This window comes from Flavobacterium panacis (assembly GCF_024649945.1).
Classification (GTDB): Bacteria; Bacteroidota; Bacteroidia; order Flavobacteriales; family Flavobacteriaceae; genus Flavobacterium; species Flavobacterium panacis.
Window position 1 is genome coordinate 150,502 of the sequence record NZ_JANKMS010000002.1, and the last position, 18,372, is coordinate 168,873.

General features: G+C 33.3%; 17 protein-coding genes. 7 read left to right on the forward strand and 10 right to left on the reverse strand.

What is annotated here, in order from left to right; genetic code table 11:
- Nucleotides 1–112: 112 nt before the first annotated feature.
- Entirely contained in the window at nucleotides 113–1,372 is a 1,260-nt protein-coding gene (locus NQQ59_RS05585; protein ID WP_144214667.1) for an aminotransferase class I/II-fold pyridoxal phosphate-dependent enzyme, read from the reverse strand.
- A gap of 311 nt (nucleotides 1,373–1,683) precedes the next feature.
- Between NQQ59_RS05585 and nirK the strand changes: the two genes are divergently transcribed.
- The 3 genes from nirK to NQQ59_RS05600 are packed head-to-tail and all read left to right on the forward strand — an operon-like array spanning nucleotide 1,684 to nucleotide 4,481.
- Nucleotides 1,684–3,072 carry a copper-containing nitrite reductase gene (gene nirK, locus NQQ59_RS05590; RefSeq protein ID WP_372497214.1) on the forward strand — a complete coding sequence of 463 codons (1,389 nt, stop codon included), beginning with the start codon at nucleotides 1,684–1,686 and terminating at the stop codon, nucleotides 3,070–3,072.
- Between the two features lie 16 nt (nucleotides 3,073–3,088).
- Nucleotides 3,089–3,868, forward strand: coding sequence for a formylglycine-generating enzyme family protein (locus NQQ59_RS05595; RefSeq protein ID WP_144214669.1), 780 nt, complete (start codon nucleotides 3,089–3,091; stop codon nucleotides 3,866–3,868).
- A gap of 16 nt (nucleotides 3,869–3,884) precedes the next feature.
- Nucleotides 3,885–4,481 (forward strand): SCO family protein, encoded by a 597-nt coding sequence (locus NQQ59_RS05600; protein ID WP_144214670.1) that lies wholly within the window; start codon nucleotides 3,885–3,887, stop codon nucleotides 4,479–4,481.
- A gap of 413 nt (nucleotides 4,482–4,894) precedes the next feature.
- Here NQQ59_RS05600 and NQQ59_RS05605 read toward each other — a convergent pair whose 3' ends face one another.
- The 5 genes from NQQ59_RS05605 to NQQ59_RS05625 all read right to left on the reverse strand — a co-directional run bounded on the left by NQQ59_RS05605 (nucleotide 4,895) and on the right by NQQ59_RS05625 (nucleotide 10,398).
- On the reverse strand, nucleotides 4,895–6,133 hold the full coding sequence (locus NQQ59_RS05605; RefSeq protein ID WP_257698153.1) for a cbb3-type cytochrome c oxidase subunit I: 1,239 nt from the start codon (nucleotides 6,131–6,133) through the stop codon (nucleotides 4,895–4,897).
- A 184-nt stretch (nucleotides 6,134–6,317) separates the two neighbouring features.
- Entirely contained in the window at nucleotides 6,318–7,049 is a 732-nt protein-coding gene (gene ric / locus NQQ59_RS05610) for an iron-sulfur cluster repair di-iron protein (RefSeq protein WP_144214672.1), read from the reverse strand.
- 23 nt (nucleotides 7,050–7,072) lie between these two features.
- Nucleotides 7,073–9,307 carry a nitric-oxide reductase large subunit gene (locus tag NQQ59_RS05615; RefSeq protein WP_144214673.1) on the reverse strand — a complete coding sequence of 745 codons (2,235 nt, stop codon included), beginning with the start codon at nucleotides 9,305–9,307 and terminating at the stop codon, nucleotides 7,073–7,075.
- Between the two features lie 91 nt (nucleotides 9,308–9,398).
- Nucleotides 9,399–9,926, reverse strand: coding sequence for an azurin (gene azu / locus NQQ59_RS05620; RefSeq protein ID WP_144214674.1), 528 nt, complete (start codon nucleotides 9,924–9,926; stop codon nucleotides 9,399–9,401).
- A 22-nt stretch (nucleotides 9,927–9,948) separates the two neighbouring features.
- On the reverse strand, nucleotides 9,949–10,398 hold the full coding sequence (locus NQQ59_RS05625; RefSeq protein ID WP_144214675.1) for an RrF2 family transcriptional regulator: 450 nt from the start codon (nucleotides 10,396–10,398) through the stop codon (nucleotides 9,949–9,951).
- 200 nt (nucleotides 10,399–10,598) lie between these two features.
- Between NQQ59_RS05625 and NQQ59_RS05630 the strand changes: the two genes are divergently transcribed.
- Nucleotides 10,599–11,378 (forward strand): NYN domain-containing protein, encoded by a 780-nt coding sequence (locus NQQ59_RS05630; protein ID WP_144214676.1) that lies wholly within the window; start codon nucleotides 10,599–10,601, stop codon nucleotides 11,376–11,378.
- Nucleotides 11,379–11,414: 36 nt separating this feature from the next.
- The gene (locus NQQ59_RS05635) at nucleotides 11,415–12,929 is read left to right on the forward strand and encodes an FMN-binding glutamate synthase family protein (RefSeq protein WP_144214677.1); all 1,515 of its coding nucleotides are present in this window, start codon (nucleotides 11,415–11,417) and stop codon (nucleotides 12,927–12,929) included.
- A 50-nt stretch (nucleotides 12,930–12,979) separates the two neighbouring features.
- On the opposite strand, the gene NQQ59_RS05640 is transcribed toward NQQ59_RS05635, so the two are convergent.
- The 3 genes from NQQ59_RS05640 to NQQ59_RS05650 all read right to left on the reverse strand — a co-directional run bounded on the left by NQQ59_RS05640 (nucleotide 12,980) and on the right by NQQ59_RS05650 (nucleotide 15,273).
- The gene (locus NQQ59_RS05640; RefSeq protein ID WP_144214678.1) at nucleotides 12,980–13,411 is read right to left on the reverse strand and encodes a hypothetical protein; all 432 of its coding nucleotides are present in this window, start codon (nucleotides 13,409–13,411) and stop codon (nucleotides 12,980–12,982) included.
- Between the two features lie 268 nt (nucleotides 13,412–13,679).
- The gene (locus NQQ59_RS05645) at nucleotides 13,680–14,087 is read right to left on the reverse strand and encodes a hypothetical protein (RefSeq protein WP_144214679.1); all 408 of its coding nucleotides are present in this window, start codon (nucleotides 14,085–14,087) and stop codon (nucleotides 13,680–13,682) included.
- Between the two features lie 7 nt (nucleotides 14,088–14,094).
- Entirely contained in the window at nucleotides 14,095–15,273 is a 1,179-nt protein-coding gene (locus tag NQQ59_RS05650; protein ID WP_144214680.1) for a glycoside hydrolase family 88 protein, read from the reverse strand.
- A 108-nt stretch (nucleotides 15,274–15,381) separates the two neighbouring features.
- On the opposite strand from NQQ59_RS05650, the gene NQQ59_RS05655 reads away from it, so the two are divergent.
- Nucleotides 15,382–15,765 (forward strand): ribosomal maturation YjgA family protein, encoded by a 384-nt coding sequence (locus NQQ59_RS05655; protein WP_144214681.1) that lies wholly within the window; start codon nucleotides 15,382–15,384, stop codon nucleotides 15,763–15,765.
- Here NQQ59_RS05655 and NQQ59_RS05660 read toward each other — a convergent pair.
- Nucleotides 15,746–17,524, reverse strand: coding sequence for an ABC transporter ATP-binding protein (locus tag NQQ59_RS05660; protein WP_144214682.1), 1,779 nt, complete (start codon nucleotides 17,522–17,524; stop codon nucleotides 15,746–15,748). The two genes, NQQ59_RS05655 and NQQ59_RS05660, sit on opposite strands and share 20 nt — an antisense overlap.
- A 78-nt stretch (nucleotides 17,525–17,602) precedes the next feature.
- On the opposite strand from NQQ59_RS05660, the gene NQQ59_RS05665 reads away from it, so the two are divergent.
- A complete protein-coding gene (locus NQQ59_RS05665; protein ID WP_144214683.1) occupies nucleotides 17,603–18,181 on the forward strand; it encodes a non-canonical purine NTP diphosphatase in 579 nt (192 codons plus the stop codon).
- Nucleotides 18,182–18,372 lie beyond the last annotated feature (191 nt).

Here is an 18,372-nt window from a genome sequence, read left to right on the forward strand (position 1 = left end):
TCATTTTTATTTTGTGATTATGAAATAAAGTTACTTTAAATAAAAAAAATCCATTCGCATAACGAATGGATTTTTTTACATAATTCCCACATGGAAATCTATTTTTAAATCATTACGAAACGTCTACAGTTGTACGTTCTGCAATTTCTTTGTAAGTTCCGTTTGTCAATTTCTCACGAATTGCTTCAAAAGCAGTTAACGTTTCATCGATATCAGCTAAAGTATGAGAAGCTGTCGGGATCATTCTTAATAAAATGATTCCTTTTGGAATAACTGGATATACCACGATAGAAAGGAAAATACCGTAATTTTCTCTTAAATCATTCACCATTACCATCGCTTCTGGAATACTTCCTTCTAAGTAAACTGGGGTAATACAAGTATTGGTATCTCCAATATTAAATCCTTTTTCTTTAAGACCGCTTTGCAAAGCATTTACGTTTTCCCAAAGTTTATCTTTAATTTCAGAAGATTTACGCAATAATTCTAAACGTTTCAAAGAACCAATTGTTTGAATCATTGGCAATGCTTTTGCAAACATTTGAGAACGTAAGTTATATTTTAAATAATCGATAACCGTTTTATCAGCTGCAACAAAAGCACCAATATTTGCCATAGATTTTGCAAAAGTAGAGAAGTAAACATCAATATCTGCTTGAACTCCCTGCTCCTCACCTGCTCCGGCACCTGTTTTTCCAAGTGTTCCAAAACCGTGTGCATCATCAACTAATAAACGGAAATTGTATTTTTGCTTTAAAGCAACAATCTCTTTCAATTTACCTTGCTGTCCGCGCATTCCAAAAACACCTTCAGTAATAAATAAAATACCTCCGCCTGTTTCTTCTGCCATTTTAGTAGCACGCTGCAAGTTTTTCTCCATACTTTCCAAATCATTGTGTTTGTATGTGAAACGTTTACCCATATGCAAACGAACACCATCAATGATACAAGCATGTGAATCTACATCATAAACAATAATATCATTTTTAGTAACCAAAGCATCAATGATAGAAACCATTCCTTGGTAACCAAAATTCAATAAATAAGCAGATTCTTTCATTACGAATTCAGCCAATTCATTTTCCAATTGTTCATGGTACGTAGTGTGGCCAGACATCATACGAGCTCCCATCGGATAAGCTGCACCAAACTGAATTGCCGCATCTGTATCTGCCTGACGAACTTCAGGATGATTTGCTAGACCTAAATAATCATTTAAACTCCAGTTTAAAATATTTTTTCCGTGAAATTGCATTCTAGGACCCAACTCTCCTTCCAATTTAGGAAAAACATAGTAACCTTCTGCTTGAGAAGCCCATTTTCCTAATGGTCCTTTATTGTCCTGAATTCTTTCGAATAAATCTTTTACCATAATATATTGTAGTAATTTTTTTTACTTTATCAGCGAGCAAAAATAATCAATATTAATTTAAAATGAAGAGCCTCAATTATTTTTATTTAAAAATAATACGTAGATTTTTTTTTGCAGGATTTACCTTAAAATATCTCTAAAAATCATCATTGAAATCGAATTAAAATAATCTAAGTATGATTTTTATCATAATAAAAGACAAATTAGTCTTTTATTTTTGACTCATATTTAAACGAAAACAAAAACCAAGTGATATGAAAAGAAATTACAAAATTTGGACACAAATGAACATGATACTTTGTTCGTTTTTTATGATTCTTCTTTTAGGCAGTTGCAAAAAAGAGGAAGCCAAAAATTATGCAGATATTATGACTGAAGGAGAAATGGAAGCCGAGCTTACTTCGCCTCCTCATGTTCCTAAACCGGTTGGAAACAGAACAGCCATGAAATTAAAATTAAACATGGAAATCAAAGAACAGGAAGGTACCATGACCGACGGTGTAAAATACACCTACTGGACTTTTGGAGGTTCTGTTCCAGGAAGTTTCATCAGAACACGTGTGGGTGACGAAGTCGAATTTCATTTAAAAAATCATCCAGACAACAAATTACCACACAATATCGATTTACATGCCGTAACGGGTCCAGGTGGTGGAGCAACCTCATCTCTTGTAGCACCAGGGCATGAAAAAGTATTTAGTTTTAAAGTAATCAATCCTGGATTGTATGTGTATCACTGTGCTACAGCTCCCGTGGGAATGCACATTGCAAATGGTATGTACGGATTAATTTTGGTTGAACCAGAAGGCGGACTTCCTCCTGTAGATAAAGAATACTACGTAATGCAGGGTGATTTCTACACTCAAGGTGAATACGGAGCAAAAGGTCTACAGCCATTTGATATGAATAAAGCCGTAAAAGAAACTCCCGATTATGTTGTATTTAACGGAAAAGTTGGCGCTTTAACAAATGGAGGTGAATTGACAGCAAAAGTGGGAGAAACGGTTCGTTTATATGTTGGAAATGGTGGTCCAAACCTAGTTTCTTCTTTCCACGTTATTGGAGAAATATTCGACAGTGTACACGTTGAAGGCGGAAGTACAATAAACAAAAATGTACAAACGACTTTAATTCCTGCTGGTGGCGCTGCAATTGTAGATTTTAAAGTAGAAACTCCCGGAACTTTCATCTTAGTGGATCACTCAATTTTCAGAGCATTTAATAAAGGGGCATTGGGAATGTTAAAAGTGGAAGGAAAAGAAAATAAAAACGTTTACTCTGGAACTATTCAGGAAGGTATTTATTTGCCTGAAGGCGGAACAATTCAGAAAATGCCAGGGACTACGGCTGCAAAAACGGAGATTCCAAAACGAACTGTTGCAGAGAAAGTTAAAATTGGTAAAGAAATTTTCGGCACAACTTGTTTTGCCTGCCACCAATCTGAAGGACAAGGAATTCCGAATACTTTCCCTCCTTTGGCAAAATCAGATTATTTAAATGCCGATTCTAAACGTGCTATTAATACCATTCTTCACGGTTTAACTGGAGAAGTAACCGTTAATGGTAAAAAATACAACAATATAATGCCTGCTCAGAATTTGTCTGATGATGAAATTGCAAATGTATTGACTTACATCTATAACAGCTGGGGCAATAACAAAACAGAAATCACTCCTGAAATGGTGAAAGCGTTACGATAACAGCAAAACTAACAGCATGAAAAAATACATTTTCATACTAATAACTCTCTTTTTCTCTGTGTTTAGTGTCATGAAAGCCCAGGAAAAAGGAATGGTTTTCATAAAAGGGGGATCTTTTGTCCCTCTTTATGGAGCCGTTTCTAAAAATCCTGTTGTGGTAAAATCATTCTACATGGATGTTTATCCTGTAACAAACGCCCAATTTTTAGAATTTGTCAAAAAGAATCCTTCTTATCAAAAATCAAAAATTAAAGGAATATTTGCTGATAAAAGCTATTTGTCTTACTGGAAAAGCGATTTTAATTTTGGAAATGCAAAACCAAATTCACCAGTTACAGGTGTTTCTTGGTTTGCTGCAAAAAAATATTGCGAATGCGAAGGAAAGCGTTTAGCCACAATGGACGAATGGGAATATGTAGCAATGGCCGACACCAAAAAGATCGATGCCAGAACCAAGAAAGAATTCAACGAATATATTTTGTCTTGGTATGAGAAGTCGAGAACGTATGAAAATGAAATTGGAAAAACTTTCAAAAATTATTGGGGAGTTTACGACATGCACGGTTTAGTTTGGGAATGGACTTCTGACTTTAACAGCATTTTTTTATCTGGAGAATCTAGAAAAGATAAAAGTACTGATAAAAATCTTTTCTGCGGAAGCGGATCAGTAAATGCATCTGATTTAATGGATTATGCCGCTTTTATGCGTTACGCTTTTCGCGGAAGCTTGAAAGCACAATATTCTACAAGAAATCTTGGATTTAGATGTGCTAGTACGACAAAACCGAAAATCTAATTTAAATTAGTTTAAAATGAAAAAAATAGCAATTGCTTTTCTTCTTCTCTTCGCATTTTACAGTTGTAAAGAAGCAGATAAAAAAGAAGCTAAAGCAGAAACAAAAAAGGAAATCAGCGATTTATCGATTTATAATCTTCCTTCTAAATGGACCACACAAGATGGAAAAGATATCGAATTGAAAAGCCTGAGAGGAAACGTTCTGGTAATGGTTATGATTTATACGAGTTGTAAATCGGCTTGTCCGAGATTGGTTGCCGATATGCGCGATATTGAATCCAAATTGGAAAAACAAACCAAACAACATGTAAAATTGATTTTGGTTAGTATCGATCCAAATACAGATACTCCAGAAAGATTAAAATCGTTTGCCATTGAAAATAAAATGAATCAAGATCCTTGGATTTTCCTTCGTTCAACAGAAGAAAACACTCGTGAATTTGCGGCAGTTTTAGCAGTAAATTATAAAAAAATATCGCCAATAGATTTTTCACATTCGAATATCATAAGTGTTTTTAATCCAGAAGGAGAATTGGTTTTTCAACAAGAAGGTTTAGGTGTAAATAATGAGAAAACAATTGAAGCAATAAATATGGAAGCAGGAAAAATATAGATATTTAAATAGGTTAATTAGTAAGAACAAGAGTAGGTTTATGATAAAATCTGCTCTTGTTTTTTATTTATAATAAAAGCTTCGGAGAAGCGAAATATCTATAGAAAACATTATTGCACGTTATGTTATAGAACTCCAGCGGAGTGAGATATTTATATAAAAAACAAAACAGTCAAAAAAAAGAGCTTCGGAGAAGCTAAATATTTATAGAAAACATTATTACACGTTATGTTATAAAGCTCCAGCGGAGTGAAATATTTATCAGGTTAGAAAAAAATAACTTTTAGAAAATATTTCACCCAGCTGGGGCTCTCTAATCTTTATTAAAACATTTTCTAAATATTTCGCTCCGCTGGAGCTTCTTTTCTCTAGTATCTTATTCTTCTATAAATATGTCATCCCTCTGGGACTTTTTACTTAATCATTAATTTATTTTCTAAATCATCAAACTTTAATTTTATCATTGATAACATAATTAAAATTAATCCCAAAACCAAAAGAATACTAAAAATCAAAATACTTTGAAAATATCCAGGAAGACTTCCTTCTCCAAAAAAGAAAAGCCAACCTTGAAGAAACAGCAAAACTTCGGTCAAAATATATCCCGAAATAAAGCACTTCACTCCTATTTTTAATGAAGAAGAATTCGCAGAAAGCATTTTATTCTGAAGCAAAATTCCAAACAAAAATCCGGTGATAATTCCTAAAGTCGTTAAATGAATAAATCCGATTACAAAATTTCTGATTTGATGTGAAACTTCGGCAAGATTTGAAAAAATAGTCAGCAATTGAATTCCGACTTTTAGCAATAAAGAACACAAAGCCAAACCATAAACTATTTTAGTGGTTTTATCTAAAGCACTTTTGAAATGACGAATTTGCGGTTTAAGCATTTGATAGAAATAAATAAAAGCTCCCAATTGAAGCAAAACTCCTAAAGCGTTGACATAACTCAGAATATCATTTTCGATAAACCAGCGAACTGGAAAACAAACCGTTAAAAGTGTAGAAACAATCATTAAAACATAAAACTTCTTAAACTTTACCTCATCCATTTTATTTTGAAATTGTTTTAAAAACAAAGCCAAAATCGCCAATATAAACCATCCATTAAATTGAAAATGAAGAAAAAACTGAATCGCAATTTGATAAAATGCACTTTGTTTTCCTAATGTACTTACAGCTGGTCCGAGACACCAAACTCCGAAAGTCGATAAAATCATAAACAGAATCGAAACCAACAAAAGTCTTTGCGATGGTGATTTATCTCTTAAACTGTCTTTCCAAACCAAACGGCAAAAAACATAACTGAGTACAATATGCATCGTTGAAAAAACAATCGAAAACAAAGCATACCCTTGAATTGGAAAAGCAATCATCATTCCGATTACTGAAAATTCTGTCAACCAAAACAAACGATTATAAATAGGTTTCTGGCTTTTCTCTTTTGGAATAAAAAAATGAACAACCAAAACATAAACGATCATATAAACCCAGCCCAACATGGCAACGTGAGAATGCGCATGAAGCAAAAAACTATAGTTTAGAAAATCTAATGGAAAAAGATACATAAACCGCATCAATAATCCGAAAACACAGGCAATCAGAAAATTAAAAAAACAGCAAAGTATCCAGCTTTTTTGAGAATTCATAATGTAAAGTTTTAAAACCATATAAGTTCATATAAGAAATTATAAGTTTGTTTTAAATGAACTTATATGACTTATATGGTTCAAAAATTATCCGTTAAAATTAAGTTTTATTGAAATAAAAAACACCGATAATTATCATATTTAGATATTATATCGGTGCTTTCCCAACTATTAAAATTAACCTTTATTCTACTTCAACAAAATCTTTTTCTAAAATCACAGCTTTCGGAAATAAAATATTGTTTTCCAAATGAATGTGTTTGTGTAAATCCGCTTCAAACTCTTTCAGCATCGCAAAAGTTACTCTGTAAGTCGTACAAGCATCTGCTGGCGGAGTATAATTATCGGTTAAAGCTGCAATTTCTCTAAAACGTTCACCTTCATTATCATGCTCATGCATCATCATTGCAATCGGATTTGAAACAGTTCCGAAAGATGGTTGAGATAAAATTCCATCAGATTCTTTCGTTTTTACCATTCTTTTCACAAATGGAAATAAAACCAATTCTTCTTTTTTCATATGTTGTGATAATTCACCCGCGCAACCTTGGAACAATTCGTTAATTTTAAATAATTCTGGATGATTTGCTCCGTGTACTTTGCACAATTTATCTAAAAACGGAAGTAAAACATTTGTTTTTTCTTCCACATAACGGTGATGCGTTTTCTCAATATAATCTGCCAATAAATCTAAAGGCCATGAATTAAAATCGATGCTTCCGTTGTTTTCTGATTGCACAACTTGAAGCACATTTTCCAGTAAAGTATCTGCATCAATATTTTGTTTTTCGCAAACTTCAGTTACTGTTCGATTTCCTTTGCAGCAAAAATCAATTCTATATTTTGAGAACACAGCAGCCGTTCTAAAATCTTCGGCTACAAACGATCCTATTGTTTTGTTTTTTAAATTTTCCATGGTAATCAATATTAAATTTGTTTTTATTTTTTCTTTTTTAAGGTCAGTTCAAATACAAACCAAGCCATTGTAATAAATCCGATTCCGAAAATTGAATCTCCAATCGCACGAAGCCATTTTAAGGTAATCATTGTTGGCTGTTGCATTAATTCTGATGAACGAGCGTACCACATTCCGTGATTGATACTTTCAACTGCTTGCCAAACTCCAATTGGTAATAAACTTAGAATTGCCATTAGGAATAAACCAATATTTAAAGACCAAAAAGTAATTTTAAGTAGTTTGTTATTCCAGCTTACATTTCGGTATAAACTTCTTAGTACAAATAATACCAGACCAATTCCTAACATTCCGTAAACTCCAAATAAAGCCGTGTGTCCGTGTAAAGGCGTTGTATTTAAACCTTGTACATAATAAAGCGCAATTGGCGGATTAATGATAAATCCGAAGATTCCGGCTCCTAGGAAATTCCAAAATGCTACAGAAATCATAAAGTAAATTGGCCATTTGTAATCGGCAATCCATTGCGTTGATTTTGAGATTTTATAGTTTTGATACGCTTCAAATCCGATTAAAGTTAGAGGTACAACTTCCAATGCACTGAATGTTGCTCCTAAAGCCATAATTGCTGTTGGTGTACCAGAGAAATATAAGTGGTGGAATGTTCCTAAAATACCTCCAGACATGAAAATAATCGTCGCAAAAAGTACATTTAAAGTCGCTGTTTTCGTTTTTAATAATCCCAAACGAACAAACAAGAATGCAATTACAACCGTTGCAAATACTTCGAAGAAACCTTCAACCCAAAGATGCACTACCCACCATCTCCAATATTCGGCAATTGCTAAATTGGTTTGTCTTCCCCACATTAATCCTGCCCCGTAAAACATTGCAATCGCGCTACAAGAAACTAAGAACAAAATGATTAGGTTTTTCTCTTCTGTTTTTTTCTTTAAAACTGGAAGTAACGGACGAACCATTAAAGCCAACCATAAAAACAATCCCACTAAAAGGAAAATCTGCCAGAAACGGCCTAAATCAACATATTCGTAACCTTGATGACCAAACCAGAAGTTTTGAACCAAGTTTAATTTTTGCATTACACCAAACCATTGTCCAGCCATTGAACCTAAAACAATAATCAAAAGCGCAATAAACAAGAAGTTGATACCAAAACATTGGAATTTCGGGTCTTTACCAGAAACCGCCGGAGCAATATACAATCCTGTCGCCAGCCAAGCTGTTGCAATCCAGAAAATCGCTAATTGCGTGTGCCATGTACGTGTTACAGCGTAAGGCAAGATTTTATCAATCGGTATTCCGTACAAACCATTTCCTTCCACTCCATAATGTGCTGTGATGATTCCGAAAACCATTTGTAAAACCATCAGCAAACTCACAATCCAGAAATATTTAGTCACCAATCCCATAGATTTGGTTTTTCCCTGCTTGATAAGCGGATCTTCTTTTGGTAACGGAAATTCTTCTTCTTCACCCGATTTTGCGTGATAGAAAACTAAAATCCCAACACTTAAAATCAATAAAATAATACTAACTCCAGACCACGCTAAAAGTTCTGTTGTGGCTGTATTTCCAACCAATTCATCAGAAGGCCAGTTGTGCGTATATGAAATATCTCCATCAGGACGATTGGTAACTGTTGCCCACGTTGCCCAGAAGAAAAAGGCATTCATTTTATGCATTCTATCAACATCTGTAATAGAGTTTTTCGGAATCGCATAGTCGCCTCTCAGTTTATCAAATTTTGGATCATTCGTAAAAAGACCTTTATAATATTCACTTAAGTGTTCAATTGCTGCCAAACGGTTTTCAGAAATGGTTAGAATTCCTGTATCCGGATTATAGCGATTAGTTCTTACATCTTTTTGAAGACGAATTTTTAAAGCCGATTGTTTTTCAGCGTCTAATTCTTCATACTTCTTATTGAAATCTTTTTGAGCATAAAGATCCAGTATAAAAACCGCCTCTCTGTGCAGCCAATCTGCGGTCCAGTCTGGGGCCACATAGGCGCCGTGTCCCCAGATAGATCCCACTTCCTGGCCTCCTATACTCTGCCAGATATTTTGTCCGTCTTTAATTTCGCTTTCGCTAAAAACAGCTTTACCAGAATCGGTTACAATTTCTTTTGGAATTGGTGGTGCCTGCTGATAGATTTCATAACCGTAATATCCAAGCACTGCAAATGATATACTCATTACCAATGCAAAAACTATCCATAATTTTTTTTCTCTTTTCATCTTTTTTTTGATTCAATAAAAGACATTTTTATCCTTTATTGGTTTTTAAAAAAACTCCAAATCCATTTTCAGTATTTGGAGTCTTTATTATTTACTCAACAATTAAAACACCTTTCATCATGGCTACGTGACCTGGGAAAGAGCAAATAAATGGATAAGATCCTTTTTTATCAATTGTAAACTCGATTGTATCTTCTTCTCCACCACCTAATAATTTAGTGTGAGCGATAACTGAAGCTTTTTCAGATTCTGGAATATAATCAGTTGCTTTAGCATCATTCGCTTTTAGAGCAAAAGCAGCTTGATCTGTTACTTCTTGTAAAATCACTAAATTGTGTCCCATTGCTTCTTTTGGAATTTTACCAACGTGTTTCAACGTCAATTTAATTGGTTTTCCTGCAACCGCTTTTAATTCATTTACATTAAACTGCATTTGGTCATTTCCTTCAATAACTAAAACATTTTCTTCAGCAGCTGGTGTTACTGGTGCAGCTTCTCCTTCTGTCGATGGCTCAGTTGTTTCTGTCTGATCAGCCGGAGCTGTTTCTTTTTTACCACAAGAAGTAACTGCTAAAAATCCCATTAGGATTAATACTGAAATTTTGGTTTTTGTATTCATTTTTAAGATAATTTATTATATGTTAATCGTTTATATTTAGTGTTTTTAAAAAGAAATCTCCCGATTTTACGTCCGAAGCCAATTGTTCTAAAGTCGTTTTGGTGAGCATTTCCAAAAGCAAACTTCTTATTTTTTTAAATTCATGGTGAACGGGACAAGGATGTATTTCAGAACATTCTTTAAGGCCGATTCCGCAACCACTGTAAATTTTATTTCCATCAATGGCATCTACAATTTGAATTAACTTTATGGACTTCGATGCTTCTGGGGAAACTTCAAAACCGCCTCCTACTCCTTTTGCCGAATGAATGATGCCACTTTTGGTTAAAATCTGCATAATCTTGGCTGTGAACGGTTCTGGAGAATCAATCTCTTTCGCTACATCTTTTATTCCAACCCTAATTCCTTTTGAGGATTTGGTTGCAATAAATATTGAAGCTCTTATTCCGTATTCACACGCTTTTGAAAACATACATCCTTTATTAATTCTTTACAAAGATATAGAGCTTTTATATAAAAGACAAATTTATCTTTAATTAATTTTAAACTCTTGAAAACTTATTTATAATGAAAATAATTAATGCTGATTTAATCACTTATTCATCATTGAATTCTTATAAAAACCAATTTTAATTTTAACTTTGAGAGTATTTAATTTTTAATATTAAAATAATGCCTTTAAGCAATTCAAAAGATTTAAAACTGGCAGTTCTTATTGATGCAGATAATGTGCCCTACAGTAATGTAAAAGGCATGATGGAAGAAATTGCAAAACTCGGAACGCCAACTACGAAAAGGATTTATGCCGACTGGACAAAACCAAATGCAAATGGCTGGAAAGGTGTTTTATTAGAACATGCTATCACTCCTATTCAACAATATAGTTATACGGTTGGAAAAAATTCCTCAGATTCTGCTCTGATCATTGATGCTATGGATTTGCTGTATTCGGGAAAATTAGACGGATTCTGTATTGTGTCCAGTGACAGCGATTTTACACGTCTGGCTGTAAGACTTCGTGAATCTGGTATGAAAGTAATTGGAATTGGAGAAAAGAAAACGCCAAATTCGTTTATTGTTGCCTGCGACCGATTTATTTATATTGAGGTTTTGGACGGAGCAACTCAAAAGAAAAAACCAAAAACTGTTGCCGCCGATACCAAAAAACCAGTTGAAAAACCAGCTGAAAAAGCGCTTCATAAAATTGACAAACAAACTATTGAACTAATTGAAGATACAATTGAAGATATCGAAGATGATGATGGCTGGGCGTTTCTTGGGGATGTCGGCAATTTGATTGTGAAGAAAAAACCTGAGTTTGACCCTCGAAACTATGGTTTTTCGAAACTGACGCCTATGCTGAAATCGCTGACTGATTTTCTTGAAATTGATGAAAGAGAATCAGACAAAAAAGGAATCAAACACGTTTACGTTCGTTTAAGATTCAACTAATTATCGCATTTATTACCTATTTAATTTTTTAAAAACATGAGAAAGAAATTCTTTATTTACGGATTCTTATTGTTTCTAATTGTTGCCGCAATTTACTATTATACCGGACGAGGTTATTTACTCGTTTTTGTTATTCCAATTTTATTGATTGTTGGAGCTTATAATGCTTCGCAAAAGAAACATGCTATTTTAAGAAACTTCCCTGTTTTGGGTTATTTCAGATATTTATTTGAAATGATTGCGCCTGAAATTCAGCAATATTTTATTGAAAGATCTACAGATGGAAAACCTTTTTCCAGAAATCAACGTTCATTGGTTTATCAAAGAGCTAAAAATATTGATTCAAGTACACCTTTTGGAACACAATTGAACTTAAATACAGAAAACTACGAAGGAATCAAACATTCTATTTTTCCAGCAAAAGTAAACGAAGAACTACCTCGTGTTTTAGTTGGAGGAAAAGATTGTAAACAACCTTATTCTGCTTCTTTATTTAATGTCTCGGCTATGAGTTTTGGATCATTGAGTGAACACGCTGTTCGCGCCATTAATATTGGAGCAAAAAAAGGAAACTTCTACCAAAATACGGGCGAAGGTGGTTTGACGGAATTTCACTTGGCTGGCGGTGGTGACATCACTTGGCAAATTGGAACAGGCTATTTTGGATGCCGTGATGCAGAAGGAAATTTCAGTCCGGAAAACTTCAAAGAAAAAGCCAATCTTCCGAATGTGAAAATGATTGAAATTAAACTTTCACAAGGTGCAAAACCAGGTCATGGCGGTGTTTTACCAGCTGCCAAAAATACAGAACAAATTGCAAAAATTAGAGGTGTTGTTCCTCATACCATGATTCTTTCTCCTCCTGGACATCATGCTTTTTCTGATGCGAAAGGACTAATCCATTTCATCAAACAATTACGTGATTTATCTAACGGAAAACCGATCGGATTTAAATTGTGTATTGGAAATACTGCCGAATTTGAAAATATCTGCCAAGAAATGATTGCTGAAGATATTTATCCAGATTTTATAACTATTGATGGTGCTGAAGGAGGAACTGGAGCTGCTCCGCTTGAATTTGCAGATGGCGTGGGAATGCCTTTTGAACCTGCATTAATCTTTGTAAACAAAACCTTGGTACGTCTAGGTATTCGCGATAAAATGCGTATCATTGGAAGCGGAAAAATCATTTCTGGATATTCTATTTTACACGCGATTGCTCTTGGTGCAGATATGTGTAATAGTGCCAGAGGATTTATGTTCTCTTTAGGCTGTATTCAGGCTTTACGTTGTCACAATAACGAATGTCCTACTGGAGTTGCAACTCAAAATAAAATGCTGATGAAAGGTTTGGTTGTTACAGACAAATCAGATCGCGTGTATCATTTTCATAAAAACACTCTTCATTCTGCAAACGAACTTTTAGCCGCTGCAGGAAAAAGCAGTTTTGCAGATGTTGATATTAATATCTTTATGCGTGGTGATGAATTTGCTAATTTATCTGATCAGTATTTTCCGGATAACCTGAAAAACGTAACTCAGTTCTCTTAAATAAAAAAAGCCTCTTACAAAGAGGCTTTTTTCTTTTAAATCTATTTTAATTACAATTTTGCTGTTTCTTTATTTTGTGTTGCTTCTCCTTCTAAAGCTGCTAGTTCTTCCTGACCCACTAATTTTTGCGCCAAAATAGCATTGTTATAAGCTAAGAAATAAACGTCAAACTTTACTCCTTCAGCAATAAGAGAAGATGAAATTTGATCATTTTTAATCATTTCTTTCAACAAATCAGGAAAAGATTCTTCGTAGGCTATTCTGTTTGCATCTGTTTCCTCTAAATTCGTTTCAATTCTAATTTCAATTTTATTATCATTTAGAAAAGCTTTTGCTGTTGTACTCGTAATTCCGTTTCCTTTTATAGAAGAAGAATTGTTGTAACTACTTACATGTTCTTGGATTTTCTGTTTGGTGTTTTTACAGCTAACTAAAAAAAGTGCAAAAGCCAATGCAAATGCGATTTGGGTAATTTTTTTCATAAATTATTGGTTTTATAGTTATTTTTTTAACTCAAACATAACTAATTTATAATATAAAAACAACATTAAACTAAAAAAAACAATCACATAATGCTTTGAATACAAATCATTTATATCCAAAAATTGCAAAATTTTGTAAGAATAAAAGAGTAGATTTTACACTTAACTTTTAACTATAAATACAAAAAAGTCTCTTTAAATTAAAACTTAAAGAGACCTTCAATATGTAAGAATTAAACTCGTATCTTTTTAAACTAAATCTGATACTTTATTTCAAAAAATCTTTAAGAGATTCTCCTGTTAGCACTTCCTTATCAAAAACAGTATTGTCATCTGCCAGAAAATAAACATCAAATTGTACACCTTCCTCAATTAGCTGTCTTGGAATTTCGTCTTTTTCAATCATCAATTTGATTAATCTAGGAAAAGAAACAACCGAAGCTGCTTTATTCGTTTCGTTTTGCTCTAAATTGGTTTCAAATCGCAGCTCAATTTTATCATCATTGATATAACCTCTTGCCGTTGTAAGCGTTACATCATCGGCTCTAAAACTTGGTGCAATAGTTTTATTATATGTCACAACATACTCCTGAAGTTTCTGTTTAGTATTTTTACAGCTTGCTAGTAGAAACACCATCATTATTGCAAATGCAATTTGGCTTATTTTCTTGATCATAATTTTTCTATTTTAATTTTTGAAGTCTTAATAATGCCTCAAGATAGTAATAATCTGCGTAATTTATAGAACAATCTATCTCACTATTTGCTGGTTTATGTCCTGTCGAGTGTAATAAAAATGCTGAATTCACATCATGACTTTGGTAATGATCTGAAAGTGATACAATCATTTTTTTAGCTTTCGTTAAATATTCAGCTTTCAAATTCTTGTCCTCGGTATAAGAACTTAATTCCAAAAGCACAGAAGAAACAATGGCTGCTGCAGAAGCATCTCTTGGTTCATTCGGAATATTTGGCGCATTAAAATCCCAATACGGAACTAAATCTTCTGTCGTTAATTTATCGAGATAAACACGAGCTAATTTATGCGCAAAATCTAAGAACTTACTATCTTTAGTTTCTCTGTAAGTCATTGTAAAACCATAAATCGCCCAAGCCTGACCACGTGCCCACATACTGTCATCACTATATCCTTGAGCCGTTCTTCCTTTTATCTTTTTTCCGGTTTCATAATCGTAAATAATAACGTGATAAGACGTATTATCTGGTCTAAAATGATTGGCCATTGTAGTTTCAGCGTGCTTTACGGCAATATCGTATAGTTTTTTATTTCCTCCATTTTTAGAAGCCCAAAACAAAAGTTCTAAATTCATCATATTGTCAATAATCGTATTGTGACCACCCATTTTGTTATGAGGCCAGGATTGAATCGTTCCCACTTTCGGATTAAAAAGTGTTGCTAAAGTATCGGCAGTTTTTAGAATGATTTCTTTATATTCCTGATTCTTAGTCAATCGATATCCGTTTCCGAAACTATTAAAAATTTGAAATCCCAAATCGTGATCTCCTGCTTTACTGACAGATAATGGCGTTAAAAAACGACTAAATTTATCGGCTTCTTTTTCCCATTTTTTATCTTTTGTCACTTCGTACAAAAACCATAATTCCCCTGGCCAAAATCCGCTTGTCCAGTCTTTGTAGCCGACAAACTTCCAATCTTTACTTCCGTTTGGAACTGTTCTTGGCGAAGTTCCATCATTTGGAATCACTTTTAATGTTTTAGAAGCCTGTTCAGCGCAATACTCTAATTGTTTTTTGATATTAAACGATTTGTCTTTTTGAGAATAACCTTGATTTCCTAAAAGAAACAAAGCGGCAATCAGCGTAAAAAATTTTGCATTCATGTGGTTGATAGTTTGTTTAATTGATAAATTTAGGAAATAAACCAAATGCATTTAGATCTTTGTATTTTTGTCTACTAAATCTGTACAATTAATACCGTAAATTCCGTTTTGAACAAAGCAAGAATCTATTATTCCTTTACTTTCATCAGCATTATTGTCCTAGGAATTCTTTCTAGAAAAATTGCATTTATTCCCTTATGGATTGGTGATTTTCTGTACGCGGTAATGATTTATTTTTTGGTTCGAATATTTTTTCCATTTAAAAAAGCATTTGCAATTTTTCTTCTTTCCTTACTTATTTGTTATGGCATTGAATTTCTACAATTGTACCAAGCAGAATGGATTATCGAACTAAGAAAAACTCTTTTCGGAAGATACGTTTTAGGTCAAGGATTTTTATGGTCGGATATTCTGGCTTACACTTTTGGAGCTTGTTTTGCTTTTGTTTTAGAAATAAGCATTCAAAAAGTCTTCAATCGAAAGTTTGAGTGATCTTTTCAATATTTAAGCTATTTGCCATTGCCATAAATATCTGGTAATAAGTCCCTTTATTATCGTATAATTCATCGTGCGTTCCTTTTTCGACGCATTTCCCTTTTTCTAAAACAATAATATTAGAAGCATCAATAATTTGAGAAATACTGTGCGATATTATAATTACCGTTCTGTCTTTTTTAATGGCATCTAAAGATTTTTTAATCTGTTCGGTTGCAATTGCATCTAGACTTGCTGTTGGTTCATCTAAAAATATAATGGGCGGATTTTTGAGAAAAAGTCTTGCAATCGCAATTCGTTGCTGCTGACCACCCGAAAGCAAATGTGCATCAGAATCGTAACACTTTGGCAATTGCACTACTTGTTCGTGAATGTAGGCTTGTTTCGCCGCTTCAATTACTTCTTCTTGAGAAGCTTCGGGATTTCCGTATAAGATATTTTCAGCAATTGTTCCTTTAAAAATATGGTTTTTCTGAAGCACCAAACCAATGTTTTTACGCAGAAAATCGGTATTGTAATCTACTAAATCTACACCATCTAAAAAGATTTGCCCTGATGATGGTAGATAAAATTTATCTAATAAATTGATAATTGTACTTTTTCCTGCGCCACTTAATCCAACCAAAGCAGAGGTTTCGTTGGGTTTTACGGTAAAATTAATATCAAACAGCGCTTGTGTTCCGTTGGGATAAACAAAGTCAACATTTTTCACTTCAATTAATCCTATAATTTTTTCCGGAATATAATTCCCGCTGGTTTCCACTTCTTTTTCTGCTTCTAAAATATCAAAGAAACCTTCGGAATAAATCAAAGCATCATTTACTTCATCATAAATGCGGTGCAACTGTCTAATTGGAGACGAAACATTATTAAAAAGCATAATATGAAACATAATCGCCCCAATCGTCATTTGATTATTCAAAACAAAATAAGCCGTCAAAATGATAATAATTACGACTCCTATTTGCTCTACAAAACTTTTAATACTTTCAAAAATAAAACTGGTTTTTCTGGTTTCCAGCTGATTTTCGGTCATTTCAAACTGAATTTTTTCATGACGATCTGCTTCTGTTGATTCTCGTACAAAAGATTTAATCACCGTTATAGATTCAATTAAACTAATAATTCCGTTATTTTTAGTTTCGCGGTAATTGCGCATTCTTCTTCTGAAACCGCTAAGCTTAGTTGCCTGCAACTGACTGATATAAAAGTAAATCGGAATAATGCATAAACTGACCAATCCCACATAAACATTAGCATAAAACATGATGACTAAAGCGACAAAAGCATTAGCAAACAAAGGCAGAATATCAATAAAAAAGTTTTGCACGAGTCTGGTCAAACTGCTAATTCCGGCATCAATTCTAGTTTGGAGTTTTCCGCTTTCGTTTTCATCAGAAGTATAAAATTCCATTCTATAACTCAGAATTTTTTCGACAATGGTTTGAGAAATATCTCGAGTAATGAAAATACGGAGTTTTTCTCCATAAAACTTTTGTCCAAATTGTACAATTGAATTCACCAATTCTTTAGTCAGCAATACAATACTAATTATTCCCAGCAAATGAAATCCTTTAGACAAGGGTTCGTGAGCTACCATCAAATTGTTTATAGTATCTACAGTATATTTTAAGATTATGGCATTTACTTGTGCCGCAAAAGAACCTAAAAATGTGAGCAGTAGCGTTGCAATTACCATTTTTCTGTACGGCTTTACAAATGGTAGGATTTTTTTATAAAGGACTGATAATTGCATTTATTTTAAATTTTGATACTCTATCAAATATAAGAATTCTAAATTTGTGTTGAAAATCATTTAAAAAACTTTACTTCTATGAAACTCGTTTTCGCTTCAAACAACAAAAATAAAATTGCCGAAATACAAAGCATGCTTCCAGAAAGTATTCAAATATTAAGTTTAGAAGACATTAATTGTTTTGAAGATATTCCAGAAACAGCCGATACCATTGAAGGAAATGCCATTTTAAAAGCAGATTATGTAACTCAAAAATATGGTTATGACTGTTTTGCAGATGATACAGGTTTAGAAGTACAGGCGCTAAATGGCGAACCTGGAGTTTATTCTGCACGTTATGCTGGCGAACAGAAAAATGCCGATGACAATATGGATAAGCTTTTGAATGCATTAGAAAATAATGAAAACCGAAGTGCTCAGTTCAAGACCGTTATCACTTTAAATCTTGAAGGAAAACAATATTTATTTACAGGAATCGTTAAAGGAAATATAACTCTGGAAAAAGTGGGAACAAATGGTTTTGGATATGATCCAATTTTTCAACCTGAAAATTACAGTGAAACCTTTGCTCAATTATCATTAGAGACCAAAAACACTATAGGTCACCGCGGAAAAGCAGTTAAGCAACTAATTGATTTTCTGAACAACACAAAATAATTGTTTAAAATACAACATTTTAACGCCTAAATTTTACATTTCACGACGTGTTTTTTAGGCAATTTCTCATTTTCGTTTAAAAATTTATTTTAATAAAAGTGTAACTTTTTGATAATCAATTCTTAACAAATACATAATTCTTAAAATTGCATTAGTTTATCTGAATAATTAACAGTAATTTTGCACCCTAT